We start from the raw sequence: 17,463 nt of genomic DNA, 5'->3' as shown, positions 1-17,463 counted from the left end.
ACAAAAAAACAGCCCCCATTATCTAACCGATAGATAATGGGGGCTGTTTTAATAGTCTTTTTGAGGGGTCATTATCTAATATCTACGCTTTGTTCGTGTTACAGTCAATGGGAGCGAGGGGGTTAAACTCCTTAAAATCGCTAATATTTTAGGAGTATCATCAAAATATTTAAAAGGTGTTGTTGCATACCTTGACCTATCTTCATAGAAACCCTACACATATTCCTTTACGGAAGAAGATATGCGAACTGTAAAAGATTGGATAGAGAACTACTCCAAAAATAGAGATTAATTCAATTTTCCCTTATCGCAGGGGGTGAAAAAACAAAAAAACGCCGAAGTTTTCAACTTAGACGATTTTTTTGTTTGCATTATGATATAATAATTTTTGGCGCACCTTCTTGGAGCATTACTGCCTTAGGAAGGAGGTGAATTATATGCTTCAAATTCTATTCGTAACTGTAGTTGCACCTCTTGTGGTAGGTGTTGCTCTTGAGATAATCAAGAGCTGGTTGAAAGACCAACACAACAAGCGCCACTAATTCCACATTTTTAAGCTGTCAGACTTACTCAATCTGACAGTTTTTTTGCATAAAAAAAGAGCCACAGCTCCCTGTGACCCTTTTGAATCTGTTGTGAATTAACACTCCAAATTCTATTCGTTAAACTTATTGTACAACATCTTGTCCAATTATACAACCCTTTTATTTTTTGGAGCTATACTACAAAAGTAGACACAAAAATGAAAGGACTTTTATGTCAGGATTAAAACATTACGACGAGGACTTTAAGCAATCTCTCGTCAACCTCTACCAAACTGGTAAAACTCAATCCGAACTCTGTAAAGACTATGGCGTCTCTCAAACAGCATTCTCTAAGTGGATTAAGCAATTCTCTCAAGTTAAACTGGAAGACAATACAGTAATGACTGCCAAGCAAATTCAAGAATTACAAAAGCGAAATGCACAATTAGAAGAGGAAAATCTGATCTTAAAAAAAGCGAGTGCCATATTCATGCAAAACTCCAAGTAAGATTGAAAGCCATCTATAGACTCCGATTTGAACACACGACAGTTATGCTCTGTCGTGTTTTACATGTCAATCGTTCCACCTACTATAACTTCATAAACAAGAGGCCTTCGAAGCGTGAAGTAGAAAATCAACGCTTGAGAAAATTACTCCTTGAGATTTATATGAAAGCCAAGAAAAGAATTGGAACGAGAGCTTTTAAAATCATTCTTCTGCGTGATTATGGCGTTAATATTTCTGAAGGCCGTATCTTAAGACTTCTCAAGTCTATGACACTCCCTAAAATGTCAACCATCAAACCTCGTTTTAAATCAAAGAAAGCTCCTGTATTTTCTTCTGATAATCTGCTTAAACAAGAATTTAACCCGAACTCCCCAAATCAAGTTTGGACAACAGATTTCACTTATATCTCTATAGGACCTAAACGACATGTTTATCTCTGTGCTATTCTTGACCTCTACTCAAGGAAATGTATTGCGTGGAAAGTAAGTGATAGGATTGATGCCAAACTCGCCTGTGATACCTTAGAAATAGCTCTAAATAAGAGGAAGCCTAAGGAACCAATTATCTTTCATTCGGACCAAGGAAGCCAATTTAAATCAGCTTCCTTTAGAAAGTTATTAGATGAGCATCAAATTGCTTGCTTCTTACTCCAAGCCTGGATATCCTTATGATAATGCGGTCACTGAGGTCTTTTTCAAGTATCTTAAACAACGAGAAATTAATCGCAGAACTTATCACTCCATTCAAGAAGTTCAACTCTCTTGCTTTGAATACATCGAACAATTTTATAACAATTATAATCCCCATTCCGCTAACAATGGTTTAACTCCAAATCAGAAGGAAGAAAACTATTTTAAGAAAATATAATTCATTTTGTGTCTAAATATTTGACATTAGTCCAGTTTTCATCTAATGGAGCTCCCGTTTTTGTTGTTCCTTTTAAAAAATATAATCATCATCAAGCATTTCCTCTGCCTCTCCCATTAGATATCCTGCACCAACCTGTGAAAAGAAATCATGATTTGCTGTTTCAATAGAAATGCCATTCATTACAATTGGATTTACATCATTTGCTGAGGCGTCTTTAAAATATATATCAAATCCCATATTCTGTAGAGATTTATTTGCATTGTACTTCACGAATGTTTTAATATCTTCCACTAGTCCGATTTCAGAATACACTTCTTCAGTATATGCAAACTCATTATCTAACAGCTCCTCTAGAAAGGAATACATCCAATTAGTAAAGTTTTCTTGTTCAGTAATCGATAACTCGTTAAAGTCCTGTCTAAACTTATACCCTAAATATGTACCATGTACTGATTCATCTCGTATAACCAATTTAATAAGTTCTGCTAAGTTAGCTAATTTATTCTGACCTCGGTACCAAAGGGGGATAAAGAAATTGCTATAATACAATATTCCTTCTAAAAAGACACTTGCAACCTTAACCTGCATAGGTGTGCCATTCTGGTAGATCTCATTAATCTTTTTAGCTTTGAATTGCATTCTACGGTCATTATTCATCCAAGTATATATTTCTTCTATATCTTTGAATGTATTAAGTGAAATTAAAATAGTTCCATATGTTTTGGCATGGATGGATTCCATAAAGGTGAAGTCACTTAACACAGCTCTCTCTTTTAAGGTTCTTGCATTTTTCTTTAATGCATATAAGCCCTCTTCAGATTGTAACGTATCTAATAAGGCAAGCCCTCCAACTGCTTTTTTCACCACCTCCTTTTCCATATCAGAAAGTTTTCTCCAATCTAATAGGTCATTCGAAACAGGAACCCTTGTATCCAGCCAGAACTGCGCAGTTGCCTTATCCCAGACATATTCATCTAATTCATCTTCAATAAGCTGCCAATTCATTGTTTTATTTAGCATTCTTTTCCCCTTACCTTTGTACTTATTAATATTACCAATATATCAATAGTATATGATGTACGTAAAACACACACTTATAGTGATTTAACAACCCTAATGGGCTTCTCATATAAATTGTGTATCATAGACTAATTCCAAATCAATGATATTAATCCTAATTTCTAGTTTAATCACCAAATTAAGTCTATACCCCTATATTCCATATTCCCCTCTAGAACTCGTAATCAGATTCTTCCATAATCTCTTCATTAGTTGAAGTTGATTTATTACTAGAGATGGATAGATAATGCCTGCGTAAGTTATTTAACCGATAATTTATTCCTTTCAACACCTCATCATTAAAACCAAACTGCTCTTTCAATCCGATCCCCATGAGAATATTATTAGCTTCCTGCAATATTAAGTTTTTGGCGATTTTTTTACTCTCCTTTAAATAATAGAATTCATCAATTATATTAAGTCCCAGCTTTACAAAGTGGTTGACAGTTTCATAACTCCATGCCTTGAACCGTTCAACCTCTTTCGGATCTGATTCTTTTAGTAGAAGCTTTACCTTATGACTAAAATAAAAGCAATGCAAGGACTCATTTCGGATAATCATTTCCAACATAGTTCCGAGGTTATTAAATTCTTTATTAATCCATAACTCAAAAAGGTGTGAAAGATAAGCATAATTCAGAAGACCTTCTACACATAGCGCTATGAACCTTTTTTTAATTAGACTCGATTCTCTATAAACGGTATTAATATCATTTAAATATTCCAGTACACGTGAGTCATTATCAACCCACTCAAATGACTTTTCAAGATTAATCTCTTTATCAAAGGTGAGCAATATTCGATTATAAGCTTTGGTATTGACCATCTCGATAAATTGAATATTATTTAAAATAGCAACTTCTTGTTGCGAACACTTACCATTGCGAACAATTTCACCTACCTCTATGGACTGATTGGTAGACAGATTCGTTAAAAGTATCAGTAAACATTTTAACTGTCCTTGTTCCTCCAAATTAAGCTTTATCCAATTCGTAAAATCATTTTCAATTGGAATCCGGGTATCTAACCAAAACAGTGATGTAGCTCTTTCCCATACTGCATTGTCAAATTCATCCTCGACAATATTCCAGTTAATAGCCCTATAATATAAATAGTTTTTTGACATGGTACCTCCTTAAATCATGCAAGATTCACAATTATTTACACTGTTGAATTCGTCATCTTCCGTATATGTCCGAACATAGTAGAGTGACTTAATTCCTTTTGTCCAAGCATAATTACGAAGACGATTTAAGTCCCGAGTTGTTAATTTTAAACTTCCTTGCTTCTTCCATTCATAGATACCTTCAGGTAATACAGAACGCATGAAGAGTGTCAGACTCATTCCTTGATCAATATGTTGCTGAGCTTTAGCGTAGATATCAATAATTTTTCGTTGATCCATGTTGTAAGCCGTCTTATAATATCTAAGTGTTTTATTTGACAAGTATGGAGCAGGATAGAAGATTGAACCAACTTTTTTCTCTTGACGATTTTCAATTAATTGGGTAATTGGGTGAAGAGATGCACTAGTCTCATTGATATAAGAAATAGAACCATTAGGAGCAATAGCGAGTCTATTTCGATGGTAGAGGCCATCTTTCATGACATTTTCTTTTAATAACTGCCAATCTTCAATAGTTGGTAATAAAATATTTTCAAATATCTTTGCCACTTTTTCAGATGTAAAATGAAATTCCTTCGCTAGATAATAATCAAAATAGCTTCCATCAGCATAGCGAGAGTATTCAAAATTATGAAAAGTTTCGTTCTTTTCTATTGCAATTTGGTGACTGGCCTTTAAAGAGTAATAATTCATAGCCAGAAAAAAAGCATCTACAAATTCTAAGGCTTCATCAGATTCATAATCAATACCATTAAGAGCTAAAACTGTATGAAGTCCCATTGCACCAAGTCCAATTGTATGGTAAAGCGAATTTCCATTAGCTACTGTTGGAACTTCACTGATTGCACCCTGATCAGTAACAGTGGTGAGTGCCCGAATCGCATATTCTATAGACTTTCCAAAATCTTTAGCTTCCATAAGGTTTACCATATTCATTGAACCAAGGTTGCAAGAAATATCGGTCCCCACCTTTTTATAACTTAAATCTGGATTTAATATAGACGGTTCTTGTGGTTGAAGGATTTCTGAGCAAAGATTACTCATAATAATTTTTCCTTTTACAGGATTAGTTCGATTGGCTGTATCAATATTTAAAATGTATGGATAACCAGATTCTTGTTGTAAACGTGAAATTTCCTGTTCTAATTCACGAGCATTAATTACAGTCTTTTCTATTTCACCATTAGCCACCATAGTATCGTACTCTTTCGTTAGATCAACATAAGAAAACGGGATACCATAAACTCGCTCAACGTGATAAGGATTAAAAAGACACATGGGTTCATTTGTTTTAAGCAATTCATAATATTTATCGGGTACTACTAACCCTAGTGATAATGTTTTAACTCGAATCTTCTCATCTGCATTTTCTTTTTTAGTAGATAGAAATTCTAGAATATCTTGGTGGAAAACATTAAGGTAAACTACTCCTGCACCATTTCGTTGTCCAAGTTGATTACTATAGGAAAACGAATCTTCCAGTAATTTCATAACAGGCAGCACACCCGAAGAAGCATTCTCAATTTCTTTTATAGGAGATCCTGTCGCTCGTAGATTGGATAGATTAACCCCTACGCCTCCCCCTATTCTAGAAAGCTGTAAAGCTGAATTAATATTCCGACCAATCGATAGCATAGAATCATTAATATCAATAAGAAAACATGAAACCATTTCCCCCCGTCTCTTCTTACCTGCGTTTAGAAATGTTGGTGTTGCAGGTTGATATCTTTGGGAAATAAGTTCTTCAAGTATCTTATGAGCAAGATTCCTATCCCCATTCGCAAGATACAAAGCATTAAATACAGCACGGTCCTCAAAGTTTTCTAAGTAGTAGTTCAAATCATTTGTTTTCATTGCATACTGATTATAAAATTTATAGGCAGCCATAAAACTTTTGAACTTAAAACCATAGTTATAGGCAAAGATAAACAGCTTTTTGACGAACTCTCTATTATTTTCACCATAAATACTAAGGACACTTTCATCAATATAATCATGACTAATTAAATAATCCAATTTTTCATCAATACTATCAAAGGTTTTCAAGTTATCCCTAATTTCTGTATTTAAATATTCCTCTAACGCCTCCCTGTCATAATGAAGTGGAATCTGTCCCTCTACTAGTACATTCAACATATTATTCAGAATAAAATAATCTTTTGTCATTTTAGTCTTCTTTCTATTTTTTATACTTTTACTTTTATTGATGTAAAAAATCAGATTTTTTACAAAAGAGATCAATGGAAAATACTAGGTCTTCCGTTAACGGAGAGAGTTTATACCATATTTGGGGTTCAATAAATGGTGGTTGATTGCTAGTGTCATAAGTACACTCTCTGAGAACATCTCCATTCTCTCTCAATTCGAAAATCTTTATCTTCCCGGACCAAATAGTCATCTTTTACCAAGTCCCATCTTTAATATGATGACTGTGCCGCAAGGTATGAGGCATATGAGGTGGTGTCATATTGGGTAAATGCCTATATGGTACAAGCTCTGAACTGTATCTCCACTCTATTAACCTAGTATTCAATCGATTTGAAATACGAATAACATCTTCTTCAGTTCCTCGTAATTCAAATTCATCTAATACTGGAAATCCAAATTCCTCAGAATATTGGTGGGCCGTTAGGCAGAATTGTTTATTAAAATTTCGATTACCACTTCCGATAATACCCATACAATATTTACTATTTTTTTTATATGCGATAAGCCTACGGAGGGGTGTTGTTAATATTTCGGTATTACCAGTAGTGACACCATTCCCTCCTTCAAGGTAGGCTGGTAGAAAAGCAAAGTAAGGTTCTTTGATTTCAAATCCCAATGATTCATTATTTTTTACTAGATCCTTGACATTAACATAATCCAATTTCTCTTGAAGTTCTTTCTGGAGATAATGATCTAATATTTCAAGAAAATTAGTTGTATTCCCGCTAAGGCTGATATAGTATATTCTAATCACTTGCATTTTTCCCTCCTAATATGTATAATTCCTATATATTGTATCTGACACTAAAAACAGACACTATATATAGTGTTTTAATTATATATCTTCCCTAATTAAAAAAAAATGACCATGGTCAATTTTTTAGGAAATATAAAAGAATGTAAGGGAGAATAAAAATATGACAAAAATTGGCTGCGTTCATCGGGTTCCTCTTTTTAATAACCTTGCCTGCGATGAACGGAGTGAGGTTCAAGAATTGCTATATCATAAAACCTTTCAAAAGAGAGAAATCATTTTTTCTCCTGATGATCCAGAGCAGCTATCGATTGTTTCATCTGGTGCTATGAAAATCTATAAACTGAGTAAAACTGGTAAGGAACAACTTATTCGTATTGTTAATGAGGGAGAATATGACGGAGAGAATTATCTCTTTGGTCTCTCAAATGATTCTCTTTATGGAGAGGCAATCAAAGAAACAAAAGTATGTATCCTATATAAATCAGATTTCAATAAGTTAATCAATCTTTACCCACAATTAAGCTGCAAACTACTTCAATTAAATGCCTACAAATCTTTAGAGGTAGAGAAGCAACTGCAACTACTGGCAATTGATTCAATAGAGGATCGTTTAGCTACTTACTTCAGTCAGCTCTCTCTCCTTTCAGATGTAATGACAGAAGAGACCATTACGATACCAGTCTCACTGAAAGAATTGGCCAGCTATCTAGCTACCAGTCCTGAAACTATATCTCGTAAATTAAGAGCCTTTCAAGAAGGAGGGTTAATAAATAGAAAGGGAAAGAAAATTATACTATTTCGTTCTTTTTGGAATAAATTTGACTTTTTATAATCTTTATAAACTAAAGGATAGATGTTACTTCTACCTATCCTTTAGTATATTTCTTTGTTTCCTTATAAAATGGTAGTAATTCATCAAATCTTTTTAATAGATCATCAACTAACTGTTCTAATGAGTGGTCAGTCTCAATTGGAATATCCTGTTTAACCAAGACCTTACGAACCTCACCTGATTTTACCTGTTTTAGTAAACTCTTTCGATTTTCTTCTGTTGCATCCATCTTGAAACTTATACCAATTTTTTGCACAAAATAGTATAGCTCCAATCTATGTAAGCATTATCTTTTTGAAAGTGTTATAATAAACTTGTTTAATGCTATGCGAAAGTGAGGATAATTATTGAAGTTAACTCAACAAATTCATATGATGGGAACAACAATTGACCTTCTCATTGAAGATGATCAGGCAGACCTGAAATTAGAAATTGCTTGTCAATTACTCGATATCTATAACAAAAGATTCAGTGCTAATGACTCTGGATCAGAATTATCTCAAATTAATCATCAGGCTGGTCTCAAACCAGTACAGATCCATCCTGAGCTGTTTGAACTTATTAAAATAGGTAAAAAGGAAAGCTTATCTACTCCTAGTAATCTTAATATTGCTCTAGGGCCGGTTACACAAGCTTGGCACATCGGATTTCCTGATGCTAAGCTACCGGATAGTCAGGAGATACAAAAATTACTTTTATTGAGTAATCCAGAAATGATTATTTTAGATGAAGAAAACTTAACCGTTTTTCTTCAACAAAAAGGAATGATAATAGACTTAGGGGCATTAGCTAAAGGATATATCGCTGATCAGATAATTAAAAAAATCAATGCAAGTTCCATACTAATTAATCTTGGAGGAAATGTTCTAGTTTCAGGACCAAATTCTAACAGAGAATCAAGTTCTTGGAATATCGGGATTCAATCTCCAACAAAACCCAGAGGAATACATGTTGGAGTGGTATCGATAGAAAACCAATCGGTTGTAACCTCGGGCATTTATGAACGTAGCTTTGAGTTGGAAGGAAAAACTTATCACCATATTTTTTCATCTAGGACCGGCTATCCTATAGAGACTGAAATGGCAAGTTTAACAATTTTAGCAGATAAATCATTAACTTGCGAAATTTGGACCACGCGGCTTTTTGGATTACCCATTTTGGATGTTATTCAAATAATAGATGACCGACCAGAAATAGAGGGAATTATTATTACTAAAGCCGGTCAAATTTTATATTCAGAAAATATAAAATCACATTTTAACTTAATATAGAAAAGAGAATAACCAATGAAATTAATTGGACTCGTGGGAAGTAACTCTAAGAAATCAACTAATCGTATACTTTTACAGTATATGCAGAAGCATTTCACAGAAGGGGTTGAAATTAAACTTATTGAAATAAAGGAATTTCCAATGTTTAATAAACCTGCTAGCATGAAGCTACCAGATATCGTTCAAGAAATATCTGAAGAAATTAAACTATCTGATGGTGTGATCATCGCTACCCCAGAATATGATCACGCAATTCCAGCAACGTTAATGAATGCTTTAGCTTGGTTATCATATGGAATAGACCCATTTTTGAATAAACCTGTGATGATTATAGGAGCTTCATATGGTACATTGGGCTCATCTCGTGCTCAACTTCAATTGAGACAAATTCTTGATGCACCTGAGCTTAAGGCTAATGTTATGCCTGGATCAGAATTTTTACTGGCTCATTCTTTACAGGCATTTAATGAAGCAGGCGATTTATCTGATATTGAAGTGGCAAAAAATTTAGAAAAACTCTTTAAAAGTTTTCAGCTCTTCGTAAAAATGGTCGCAAACTTTTCCAGTGCAAAGGAATTTATCCTCGAAGATACTGAGAATAAAGAATCATTGAATAAATAAAAAATATGAATATCTATTCGTAAACAAGAATAGTAATATAGAAGGTAAATAATATGAAATTTGTCGGAATAGTAGGTTCGAATGCTGAACAATCTTATAATAGAGAGTTGTTAAAATTTATTCGACGTCATTTTAAACTGAAGTTTGAACTTGAACTTTTAGAAATAACTGATATCCCAATGTTTAATCAAGATATTGATGTTTCAGATAATTTTAATTTAAAACTTCTTTATAATAAAATTACTCGTGCTGATGGTGTAATTATAGCTACACCTGAGCATAATCATACAACTACTCCAGCACTTAAAAGTGTTATTGAGTGGCTATCTTATGAATTACATCCTTTTGAGCATAAACCAGTTATGATTGTTGGTGCTTCCTATTATGATCAGGGCTCTTCCCGTGCTCAACTTCAATTAAGACAAATTCTTGATGCACCAGGTGTCAACGCATATGTATTACCTGGTAATGAGTTTTTACTAGGTAAAGCTAAAGAAGCTTTCGACAATAATGGTAACCTCATTAATTCATCTACTATAGAATTTTTAGAACTCTGTCTTGATAACTTTACGAAATATGTCGAAGTTGTTTCGCATTTAAAAAAACCAAAACCTCTTGATCCAGAAGATTTAACAGTAGGAAAACCCATTTCAACAACAATAAAAGGAATTGATCCAGATGATCCTCACTGGGTTGAAAAAGCTTCTGAGCAAGTTGGAGCAGTATCAGGAGATACGTATGTGAAGCTTAATCACGGTTTACTTACAGTGGATCAAATTAATATGTTTCTAGATTCTATGCCTTTTGAGCTAACGTATGCGGATGATAATAACCAATTTTTATATTATAATAACAAATATCAAGACCCAGAAACTATGTTAGCAAAACGGATACCCGAACAATCTGGGAATCGGCTTTCTACTGTCCATAGCTCACTTCCACCTCAAAGAATGAAAAATGTAGAGTGGGTTATTGCAACTCTTAGGGCGGGCAATCAGGAGTATGTTCGGACTGCTATTCCAGGAAAGAATCCGGATTTAATTAATACTCATAATTATCAAGCTATGTACTACCCTAATGGTGACTATGCTGGTATCAATGAGATTGTGCTCAATTTTAAACCTTGGCTAGACTGGTACTTGGATCAAACTGGTCAACATCTATCAGGAGGAAATAAAGTCGATGCTACAAGTGGTGCATCTTCAACGTCAAATACGACTATTGAAAATGAAACAGATGCTACAAGCGGTGCATCTAGTCATTAATAAAGACTAAATACATCACTCATAAAGTGTACTATGTTACTATTTTTATATCGAGCTAGCATAATATTATCATCAAAAAACAACTAATTAATATTAGTTGTTTTTTAGGTTCTATTGCAAAGTTTCAATACTGAGTACAAAAAATAATACATCCTGTATATATTTATTATCGTAGTTCTTTTTAATATACAAGTTAAAAAGAAAGTGCAATTATACTTATAAGCTAAAAATAACTTGTATATGTGATACTATGTGTTATAATAGAGTTAAAGAAAAAAGAGCTTGCTAGTAACAAGCTCCATAGAGACCGTTTAAGACGGTTGACAAGTAACTTATCTAAAAATAGAATCGCACTCGGTCAAAAGTTAGCGGTTCTATTTTTTTATGCTCTTTACAATCACAATAATGAGATTGAGCAACATAACAATGAAACTTGCAAATGCAATCATCAAGGTTAAGCTGTCTGAGACACTCAAAAATTTTTGCCTTTCTAGTTTGATAGGGAAATACCTATACTCATAGGCATCACCCCTCTTTCTATACTTAGCCAACCGCTATAAACTTTCTCTTTAAATATTATAACAAAAAGAAGAAATGGTATCTATAGATATATAGTGAAATAACTTTCCATAATAGTTTGGTTTTTCGGAAAGTTAATATAAGTTATGCATGACCTCATACTGATATGTGTACAGTTGTATGTCAATTGTTATTATCAATTTTTAGTGAATATAAAATTTAAAAGATATTTCTCTAATTTCTAAAAAATAAAAAGTGTTCAGAAAATGACCATTTTCTGAATACTAAAATATCAAAGAACATTGGGCTAAGAAGATGTATCTCATTTTGTGTCTAAATATTTGACATTAGTCCAATAATTTTTTATTGATAAACCCAGACATTGGCATGAGGAAAATCTGATTTTACCGTTTCTAAAATGATACTTACTGGTTTTGATAATATAATCTCATCGTTCGAATCATGATTCCGCTTTATCTTTTTATAAAGATCACTTTGGGTCACCCATTGAACTTCTTCAGATAATTCTCTTTTTGCATTCTCCCAGTAAGAATCATTGACACAATAATCACCCAATATCATCGTTTGCCAATTCATTGTCCCCATATTTTTTGATGGAGATAAAGCGGTCACAAAATATTTCAATCGTCATTCCTCCTGTAATTGTTTGTTGCTCCGTGGGTATTCCTTATTACAAAAAATCATACGACAGTCTTGAAAAAACGGAAGTATTCGTTGGAATACCCTGGAAGTACTTATATTAGGCTCAGTGTGATGTTTTTATCCGTTTTGAATGTTACTTACGATAAACTACGTAAGGCTTCTTAAAATGAAAAATATGAGTTTGTAAAGCTACTTCAAAATTTAGTCATTTTTTGCCAACCTATTTATTTTTTAATTTCTAAAAACCCACTTTGGGGAGAGTTTTGCTCTCGCGGGCATAGCAAGTGGGTGCCCAAATCCATATTGTTCTATTACTTTTTAACTAACTTCTTTTCTTTTTTTGATATTTCGGCTTTTAAAAAATCTCGTTCATCTAGTGTTTGTTTTACATCCTTGAGCGTTGATTTTTTGAATGTTAAACAATCATTGTAATCCTTAAAGTTAAATCCAAATCCCATAGTAGTCTCTTTCTATTGATGTGTATAATCTCATTGATTGAAGGTATTTTAATTAGATCGGGAATATTATCATTGTATGATATGTTTTATTAAAGTTGTTTTTTTGATTTTACATTTACGTGAGTTTTTCCAGTACTTGCGAAAGATGTAAAACCAGCACTAAATAATACGACACTAAGTCCAAAAACAATTACTAATTTTAATTTTTTCATATTTTTATCATTAATACCCTTGTCCAAAAAACGCTGCAATCATTTTAATAACAAAATCCCAAAAATTGTTCTTTTTTTCCCAAGTTTTTATTTTTTTTTTCTGTTTTTTTCACTCTTCTTCATTCATTTAAAAAGCCTTTTATAATATTTTTTTATTGCAACTTAAATATATTTTAGCATGTTCAAAATTAAGATCAATTCTCTTTTATCCCTTTTGCCTCTTGTCGCTCCGCTTGTACACCTAAAAATATAGTGACCTCATTGCCGAAAGAACTTGCGCAGGCTGATCCTTTACATGATTTCAAAGCTAAGCAATAAGATAAATTGACGCAATAGTAGTTAGACATCCGTCGTACTGCTTACCATTAGAACTGATTCCTCTAACGCTTCAAAGCCATTTTTAGTATAGAAATTTTCAGCTGGTGTGCTACGGTCTGTGTCGAGCATGATTGCAGAGATTGAACGTATGTGTAATTCTTGTTTTATATGTTTTAAAAATATCGTACCTAATCCGGAATGCTGCTTGGTATTGTCAATAAAAAATGTATCTAGAATGTACTCGGTGCCTTGATACCATGGTTTAATAAAGCCGAGAGCAACGCCAATAAAATCGTTAGAGTGGTCATCGTGTGCAATAAATCCGATAAAGGTATTCATTGCGTAAATATTTTGAATGTATTCATTGATGTGAGTAGGATCATGTGTTTCATTCCAAGGCTCGGCAGCAAATACGTCGACATATTTTTTTACAATTAATGGAAAATCAGTCGTTTCTATAGGACGTAGTTTCATAGTAGTCTCCCTTTTATCTTTTCTTTCCTCTAGCATACTAGATTTGAGTCAACATTCCTTTTGACATCTGTTAAATAGTATGCCAATTCCCATTTAGGAAGTGTTATTTTCTCTTACTTTATCATTTTATTTTTTAAAATGTGAGATAAAAGATTTATCTATTCAACGTTACCACGAGCGAAAGCGAGTTTTATTCAAAACACTCCTTTTAAAGTGTCTTTGCTACTATTTTCGTAATCGAGTGTAGCGACATTTATCAAATCAAAAGTATTATTTGATTATTGATATAAAGGGTACTGTATTAGGTACTCCTAAATAAAAATTTACGTAACGTACTTTTGGAGATTTGTGTACACAGACCCGTTGCTTGCCAGTAACTTTTAAATAGACTGAGCAAGCGACGGGTTTACCATGGTAAATCCAAAAAAAGCCACAAAACGATGTGACTTTTTTTAATCATTATATTATATTGTCTCTCCGCTCGATAACAAAAAACTTTATAGACTATTAAAGAAAGAAATGAACCAAGTTATAAAACCAAAAATTGGGAAAATCATCCACCAATAGATTGAAAAAAATTGCCAAAAGTTTTCAAAACGTTCTTTTTTTTCTTTTAATTTTATTCCCTTAGTAAGAGGATACTTTTGATCTAGTGTTTCATTTAATTTAACTCCTAGATAATAATTGGCTAGACCTATTAACAATAATAATAAACTTACCCATGCCAGCCAAGAAAGTGTAATGTTATAGCCAGATGCTAATTCATTGATTTCAACACCTAAAATTGACATAACCAAAAGTATAGCTGCTATAACCAATAAAGTAATTGAGACGATTATAGTTCGTCTATATTTCAGTTGAATAAGCTGTTCTTTAGACATATCCATGATCTCTACCTCTTTTGCTTCTTCCTCAATGCTTTCAAAGAGTTCACTTACGGGAACTAAAAGAGCATTAGATATTGATGCTAAAGTATCTAAACTAACATCCGTTCCATTTTCTACTCTCTGAATCGTTCTAACAGTTATGTTTGCTTTTTCAGCCAGTACTTCTTGCGTCCAACCTCTTTTTTTTCTTAACTCAGCCACTCTATATTTATTCATGAATATATAATAAACTATTTTTTAAAATATGTACACGACAGATAGACGACAAAAGAACGACAATCTACCGACACAAAGGTAAAACAACAGTTTTGGAGGAAATAATAAAAGCAGTAATCATACTAAAAACTGCTTTTATTATTGTTTTATTTTTCATGCTGCTCTGTTTTGGACTTTTTATTCTTTAGTTTTTTATATTCTTTATTGACATCAGTCCAAATTTTATTATCTTCTTTTGAAAAATTGGCTTGTAATTTTTCTATTTGCTTAAAAAAGTTATCATTTGAAGGAGGTGGAGTAGGTGTTGGTGTCACAATTCCCATAATATTATACTTACACTTTTTAAAAGTGTCCTTTCTTTAAAAAATTATGATTTAAACATTTTTTAATAAACCATTTATAAATCCAACAATAAAATCATAAATTATTGGAAATGCAAGGCCTAATGCTGAAAAGATAAAGCCAAAACGACTCCATTTATTCATTTGTGAATAAAAACTTTTAAAACCGAACATCATAATGACTAATCCTATAACAGCAATGTAATAACCAATCGTATAAATCATTTAATTTCTCCCAGCTCTTTATTAATTATTCTAACTTTTTGAATTTTTTATCCAGAAAAAATTTAAAGGAATAGAAATAATAAGGGCAATAAAAGTCCAATGATACGAGCTATCCAAATATTAATATTAGAATTGGCACTTAATATATCTAAAACCAAATTACCAAGATAAACAGAAATAAAAGCTATTAACATGATTTTCATACCTTTGCTCATTTTATATTTCATTGTTATCATCTTCTCTTAAAAAGTTTATAGTATTTAAATTAAAATCCCTATCGTAAAAATATCTGGCATTAGGTCTGGATCTTGTGTAGGATCAGAATCTATTGCGTCCTTTTTCCATTGGCTCTTTAGACCATTTTAAGCGTAATCATCTTCAAGGCTATCAATATCTAGTATTTTGATTATCTTTCCTCGGCGCTCAATGAATCCTTTTTCTTCGAGTGTTTTGAACTTACGAGAAATAGTTTCGGGAGTTGTTCCGATGAACGTTGCAAGATCTTTCATTTTCATTGGAATCATAACAGAATTTGAATCTACTACTTTGACGAGTTGCAAAAGATAATTAGCGATTCGACTTTCAACATCTTCCATCATGAGAAATTGTGCTTGATATTGCATTTCCGCAGCTCTTCTCACGGTGGTTTCAAGTAATTTCAAACTGAGCTCGGGATATTTTAACAATAAATTTTTGAAATCTTGTTGTCGCAAAAAGCAAATTTTTGTTTCTTGCAATGTTTCGCCATAAAGATTCTCATTCACTACTCCAAACAAGGCGTCTTCACCTGCGTATCCACCAGGTTCAATTACACGTAGTAACTGCTCTTTACCAGCGCTAGAAAGCTGATATATCTTCAAAGTACCGTGCGCCACAATTGCGAGTTGAGGCACCGTAAAAGGGCTGATGACCGCTTCGCCCTTTTCAAAAGTCTTATGATGAACAACCTGCTCAACTTGCGCCAGTTCACTTTCTGAAAGTAAAGCAAATAGTGGGACAAGCTGTACACAGTGGTGTTCATCATGACTAAAATGATGTTCATACTTGCTCATTTTGGTAATTCTCCTTATCTTATTATCGCGCTAAAATTATAAAACTGCAAGCCTCATTCAATTAAAGCCTACAGTTTCGTAAAAATTAATTGTCATTATCTTCATCTTCGTCATGAAAATCAGCAACAGCTTTACCCAAATCACCTGCCAAGTGACGAATAACTTGAAGATTGTAGCCGTAAAGTTCGACTACAACAGCCGCCAAAGCAAATTTTTCTTCTTTATTTGCTAGCTTAATTGCTCGCGTAATGAACATATTTTGTGCTTGAAAATCTGCAATGAAGCTTTCAAGTAGAGCTTCATCAGTCCAATATTTGGCTTTCGGATCCTCAGTAATGAACTTGTGATACTTTAAAAATTCTTCAGTTGTACTTGGTACAATCTCATTTTCGTCAAGAAGTAAATCCGAAATTTTAAAGAAATATTCATCTTCTTTTTTTGCAATTTCACGTAAATACTCACACTTAACTGGGCTTTTCGCGTATATTCCTGCTTGAGTCAGTCGTACATTTTCAATGAACAAATTGGATAAGACATGTCCTAGCATCGCAGCAGCCGTAGGCTTGTGGTGGTCAACCTCTGCTTTATCAAGTTCTTTAGCATATTTTTCATCAATCGTTAATTTAGTCATCAATTTTTTCCTTTATTCAATTTATAGTGCTGTCTTTACTGGTAGAAATCACACAACAGTTACTTTGCTACTCAAAACAGGATATCCAAGTTTCTCAACCTTGCTGATAAGTTCATCAGCACTGACAACATTTTCGTCAAATTCTGCTTTAACTTTTGATGCATTGAAAAGCACTTTTGCATTTGCTACACCCTTAGTTGTAGTCATTGCTCCTTCGATTTTTGCCATGCAAGATGGGCAGCTCAATTCATTGAGTTTCATAATTACTTTTGACATAAGATTCACCTCTTTCTCTTTCTTTATAAATTAATTATAACTCGTTAGTACTAGCAAAAAATTGATATCTATCAAGAATATCAATTTTATTTTTTTATCTACAAAATAATAAAGTTTCTCGAGTCTCTTTTTTAACGCTGAATAACCTTC

20 protein-coding genes and 2 pseudogenes are annotated in these 17,463 nt (G+C 33.0%); 6 read left to right on the top strand and 16 right to left on the bottom strand.

The features are described from left to right. The first annotated feature begins 437 nt into the window (after positions 1–437). Complete coding sequence (locus HFD15_RS14615) at positions 438–542, top strand: type I toxin-antitoxin system Fst family toxin (protein WP_017865282.1); 105 nt, start codon at positions 438–440, stop codon at positions 540–542. Between the two features lie 214 nt (positions 543–756). Beyond that, positions 757–1,915: pseudogene (locus HFD15_RS12265) on the top strand (IS3 family transposase). Positions 1,916–1,971: 56 nt separating this feature from the next. Here HFD15_RS12265 and nrdF read toward each other — a convergent pair. The 5 genes and pseudogenes from nrdF to nrdI all read right to left on the bottom strand — a co-directional run. Continuing rightward, positions 1,972–2,922, bottom strand: coding sequence for a class 1b ribonucleoside-diphosphate reductase subunit beta (gene nrdF / locus HFD15_RS12260; RefSeq protein ID WP_011915236.1), 951 nt, complete (start codon positions 2,920–2,922; stop codon positions 1,972–1,974). A 211-nt stretch (positions 2,923–3,133) separates the two neighbouring features. Next, positions 3,134–4,087, bottom strand: coding sequence for a ribonucleotide-diphosphate reductase subunit beta (locus HFD15_RS12255; RefSeq protein WP_021723399.1), 954 nt, complete (start codon positions 4,085–4,087; stop codon positions 3,134–3,136). Between the two features lie 9 nt (positions 4,088–4,096). Further along, positions 4,097–6,253 (bottom strand): class 1b ribonucleoside-diphosphate reductase subunit alpha, encoded by a 2,157-nt coding sequence (gene nrdE, locus HFD15_RS12250; protein ID WP_104143557.1) that lies wholly within the window; start codon positions 6,251–6,253, stop codon positions 4,097–4,099. 34 nt (positions 6,254–6,287) lie between these two features. Further along, on the bottom strand, positions 6,288–6,485 hold the full coding sequence (locus tag HFD15_RS12245; RefSeq protein ID WP_058216982.1) for a DUF1971 domain-containing protein: 198 nt from the start codon (positions 6,483–6,485) through the stop codon (positions 6,288–6,290). A 132-nt stretch (positions 6,486–6,617) separates the two neighbouring features. Continuing rightward, positions 6,618–7,055 (bottom strand): annotated as a pseudogene (nrdI, locus tag HFD15_RS12240) (class Ib ribonucleoside-diphosphate reductase assembly flavoprotein NrdI); the annotation flags it as partial. 157 nt (positions 7,056–7,212) lie between these two features. Between nrdI and HFD15_RS12235 the strand changes: the two are divergent. Further along, positions 7,213–7,884: a Crp/Fnr family transcriptional regulator gene (locus HFD15_RS12235; protein WP_021723402.1), complete on the top strand. Its 672-nt coding sequence runs from the start codon at positions 7,213–7,215 to the stop codon at positions 7,882–7,884. 34 nt (positions 7,885–7,918) lie between these two features. On the opposite strand, the gene HFD15_RS12230 is transcribed toward HFD15_RS12235, so the two are convergent. Beyond that, positions 7,919–8,113, bottom strand: coding sequence for a hypothetical protein (locus tag HFD15_RS12230; protein WP_011915231.1), 195 nt, complete (start codon positions 8,111–8,113; stop codon positions 7,919–7,921). A gap of 118 nt (positions 8,114–8,231) precedes the next feature. On the opposite strand from HFD15_RS12230, the gene HFD15_RS12225 reads away from it, so the two are divergent. From HFD15_RS12225 to HFD15_RS12215, 3 genes are read left to right on the top strand one after another with little or no spacing between them, the layout of a single operon-like run. Continuing rightward, the gene (locus HFD15_RS12225; RefSeq protein ID WP_011915230.1) at positions 8,232–9,155 is read left to right on the top strand and encodes an FAD:protein FMN transferase; all 924 of its coding nucleotides are present in this window, start codon (positions 8,232–8,234) and stop codon (positions 9,153–9,155) included. Positions 9,156–9,170: 15 nt separating this feature from the next. Further along, complete coding sequence (locus HFD15_RS12220; protein WP_011915229.1) at positions 9,171–9,776, top strand: NADPH-dependent FMN reductase; 606 nt, start codon at positions 9,171–9,173, stop codon at positions 9,774–9,776. A gap of 53 nt (positions 9,777–9,829) precedes the next feature. Then, entirely contained in the window at positions 9,830–11,041 is a 1,212-nt protein-coding gene (locus tag HFD15_RS12215; protein ID WP_167593715.1) for an NAD(P)H-dependent oxidoreductase, read from the top strand. Between the two features lie 374 nt (positions 11,042–11,415). On the opposite strand, the gene HFD15_RS14610 is transcribed toward HFD15_RS12215, so the two are convergent. The 10 genes from HFD15_RS14610 to HFD15_RS12165 all read right to left on the bottom strand — a co-directional run bounded on the left by HFD15_RS14610 (position 11,416) and on the right by HFD15_RS12165 (position 17,313). Further along, positions 11,416–11,517 (bottom strand): putative holin-like toxin, encoded by a 102-nt coding sequence (locus HFD15_RS14610; RefSeq protein WP_160321341.1) that lies wholly within the window; start codon positions 11,515–11,517, stop codon positions 11,416–11,418. Positions 11,518–11,923: 406 nt separating this feature from the next. Then, positions 11,924–12,205, bottom strand: a complete 282-nt coding sequence (locus HFD15_RS12205) for a hypothetical protein (RefSeq protein ID WP_011915250.1) — start codon at positions 12,203–12,205, stop codon at positions 11,924–11,926. 329 nt (positions 12,206–12,534) lie between these two features. Then, positions 12,535–12,681 carry a hypothetical protein gene (locus tag HFD15_RS12200; RefSeq protein WP_167593714.1) on the bottom strand — a complete coding sequence of 49 codons (147 nt, stop codon included), beginning with the start codon at positions 12,679–12,681 and terminating at the stop codon, positions 12,535–12,537. Positions 12,682–13,232: 551 nt separating this feature from the next. Next, positions 13,233–13,685, bottom strand: a complete 453-nt coding sequence (locus tag HFD15_RS12195; protein ID WP_012898747.1) for a GNAT family N-acetyltransferase — start codon at positions 13,683–13,685, stop codon at positions 13,233–13,235. Positions 13,686–14,182: 497 nt separating this feature from the next. Then, on the bottom strand, positions 14,183–14,773 hold the full coding sequence (locus HFD15_RS12190) for a helix-turn-helix domain-containing protein (RefSeq protein WP_238785367.1): 591 nt from the start codon (positions 14,771–14,773) through the stop codon (positions 14,183–14,185). 161 nt (positions 14,774–14,934) lie between these two features. Next, positions 14,935–15,111 (bottom strand): hypothetical protein, encoded by a 177-nt coding sequence (locus HFD15_RS12185; RefSeq protein WP_003140242.1) that lies wholly within the window; start codon positions 15,109–15,111, stop codon positions 14,935–14,937. 51 nt (positions 15,112–15,162) lie between these two features. Beyond that, positions 15,163–15,354 (bottom strand): hypothetical protein, encoded by a 192-nt coding sequence (locus HFD15_RS12180; protein WP_058208346.1) that lies wholly within the window; start codon positions 15,352–15,354, stop codon positions 15,163–15,165. A 362-nt stretch (positions 15,355–15,716) separates the two neighbouring features. Further along, the gene (locus tag HFD15_RS12175; protein WP_058208133.1) at positions 15,717–16,406 is read right to left on the bottom strand and encodes a Crp/Fnr family transcriptional regulator; all 690 of its coding nucleotides are present in this window, start codon (positions 16,404–16,406) and stop codon (positions 15,717–15,719) included. An 85-nt stretch (positions 16,407–16,491) separates the two neighbouring features. Beyond that, positions 16,492–17,037: a DNA-binding protein gene (locus HFD15_RS12170; RefSeq protein ID WP_167593712.1), complete on the bottom strand. Its 546-nt coding sequence runs from the start codon at positions 17,035–17,037 to the stop codon at positions 16,492–16,494. Positions 17,038–17,085: 48 nt separating this feature from the next. Next, positions 17,086–17,313, bottom strand: coding sequence for a heavy-metal-associated domain-containing protein (locus HFD15_RS12165; RefSeq protein ID WP_012898751.1), 228 nt, complete (start codon positions 17,311–17,313; stop codon positions 17,086–17,088). Positions 17,314–17,463: the final 150 nt, after the last annotated feature.

Origin of the sequence: Lactococcus sp. EKM203L, assembly GCF_011800585.1 — a bacterium.
In the GTDB taxonomy this organism is placed as follows: Bacteria; Bacillota; Bacilli; order Lactobacillales; family Streptococcaceae; genus Lactococcus; species Lactococcus lactis.
This window is presented reverse-complemented; position numbering and strand designations above follow the sequence as displayed.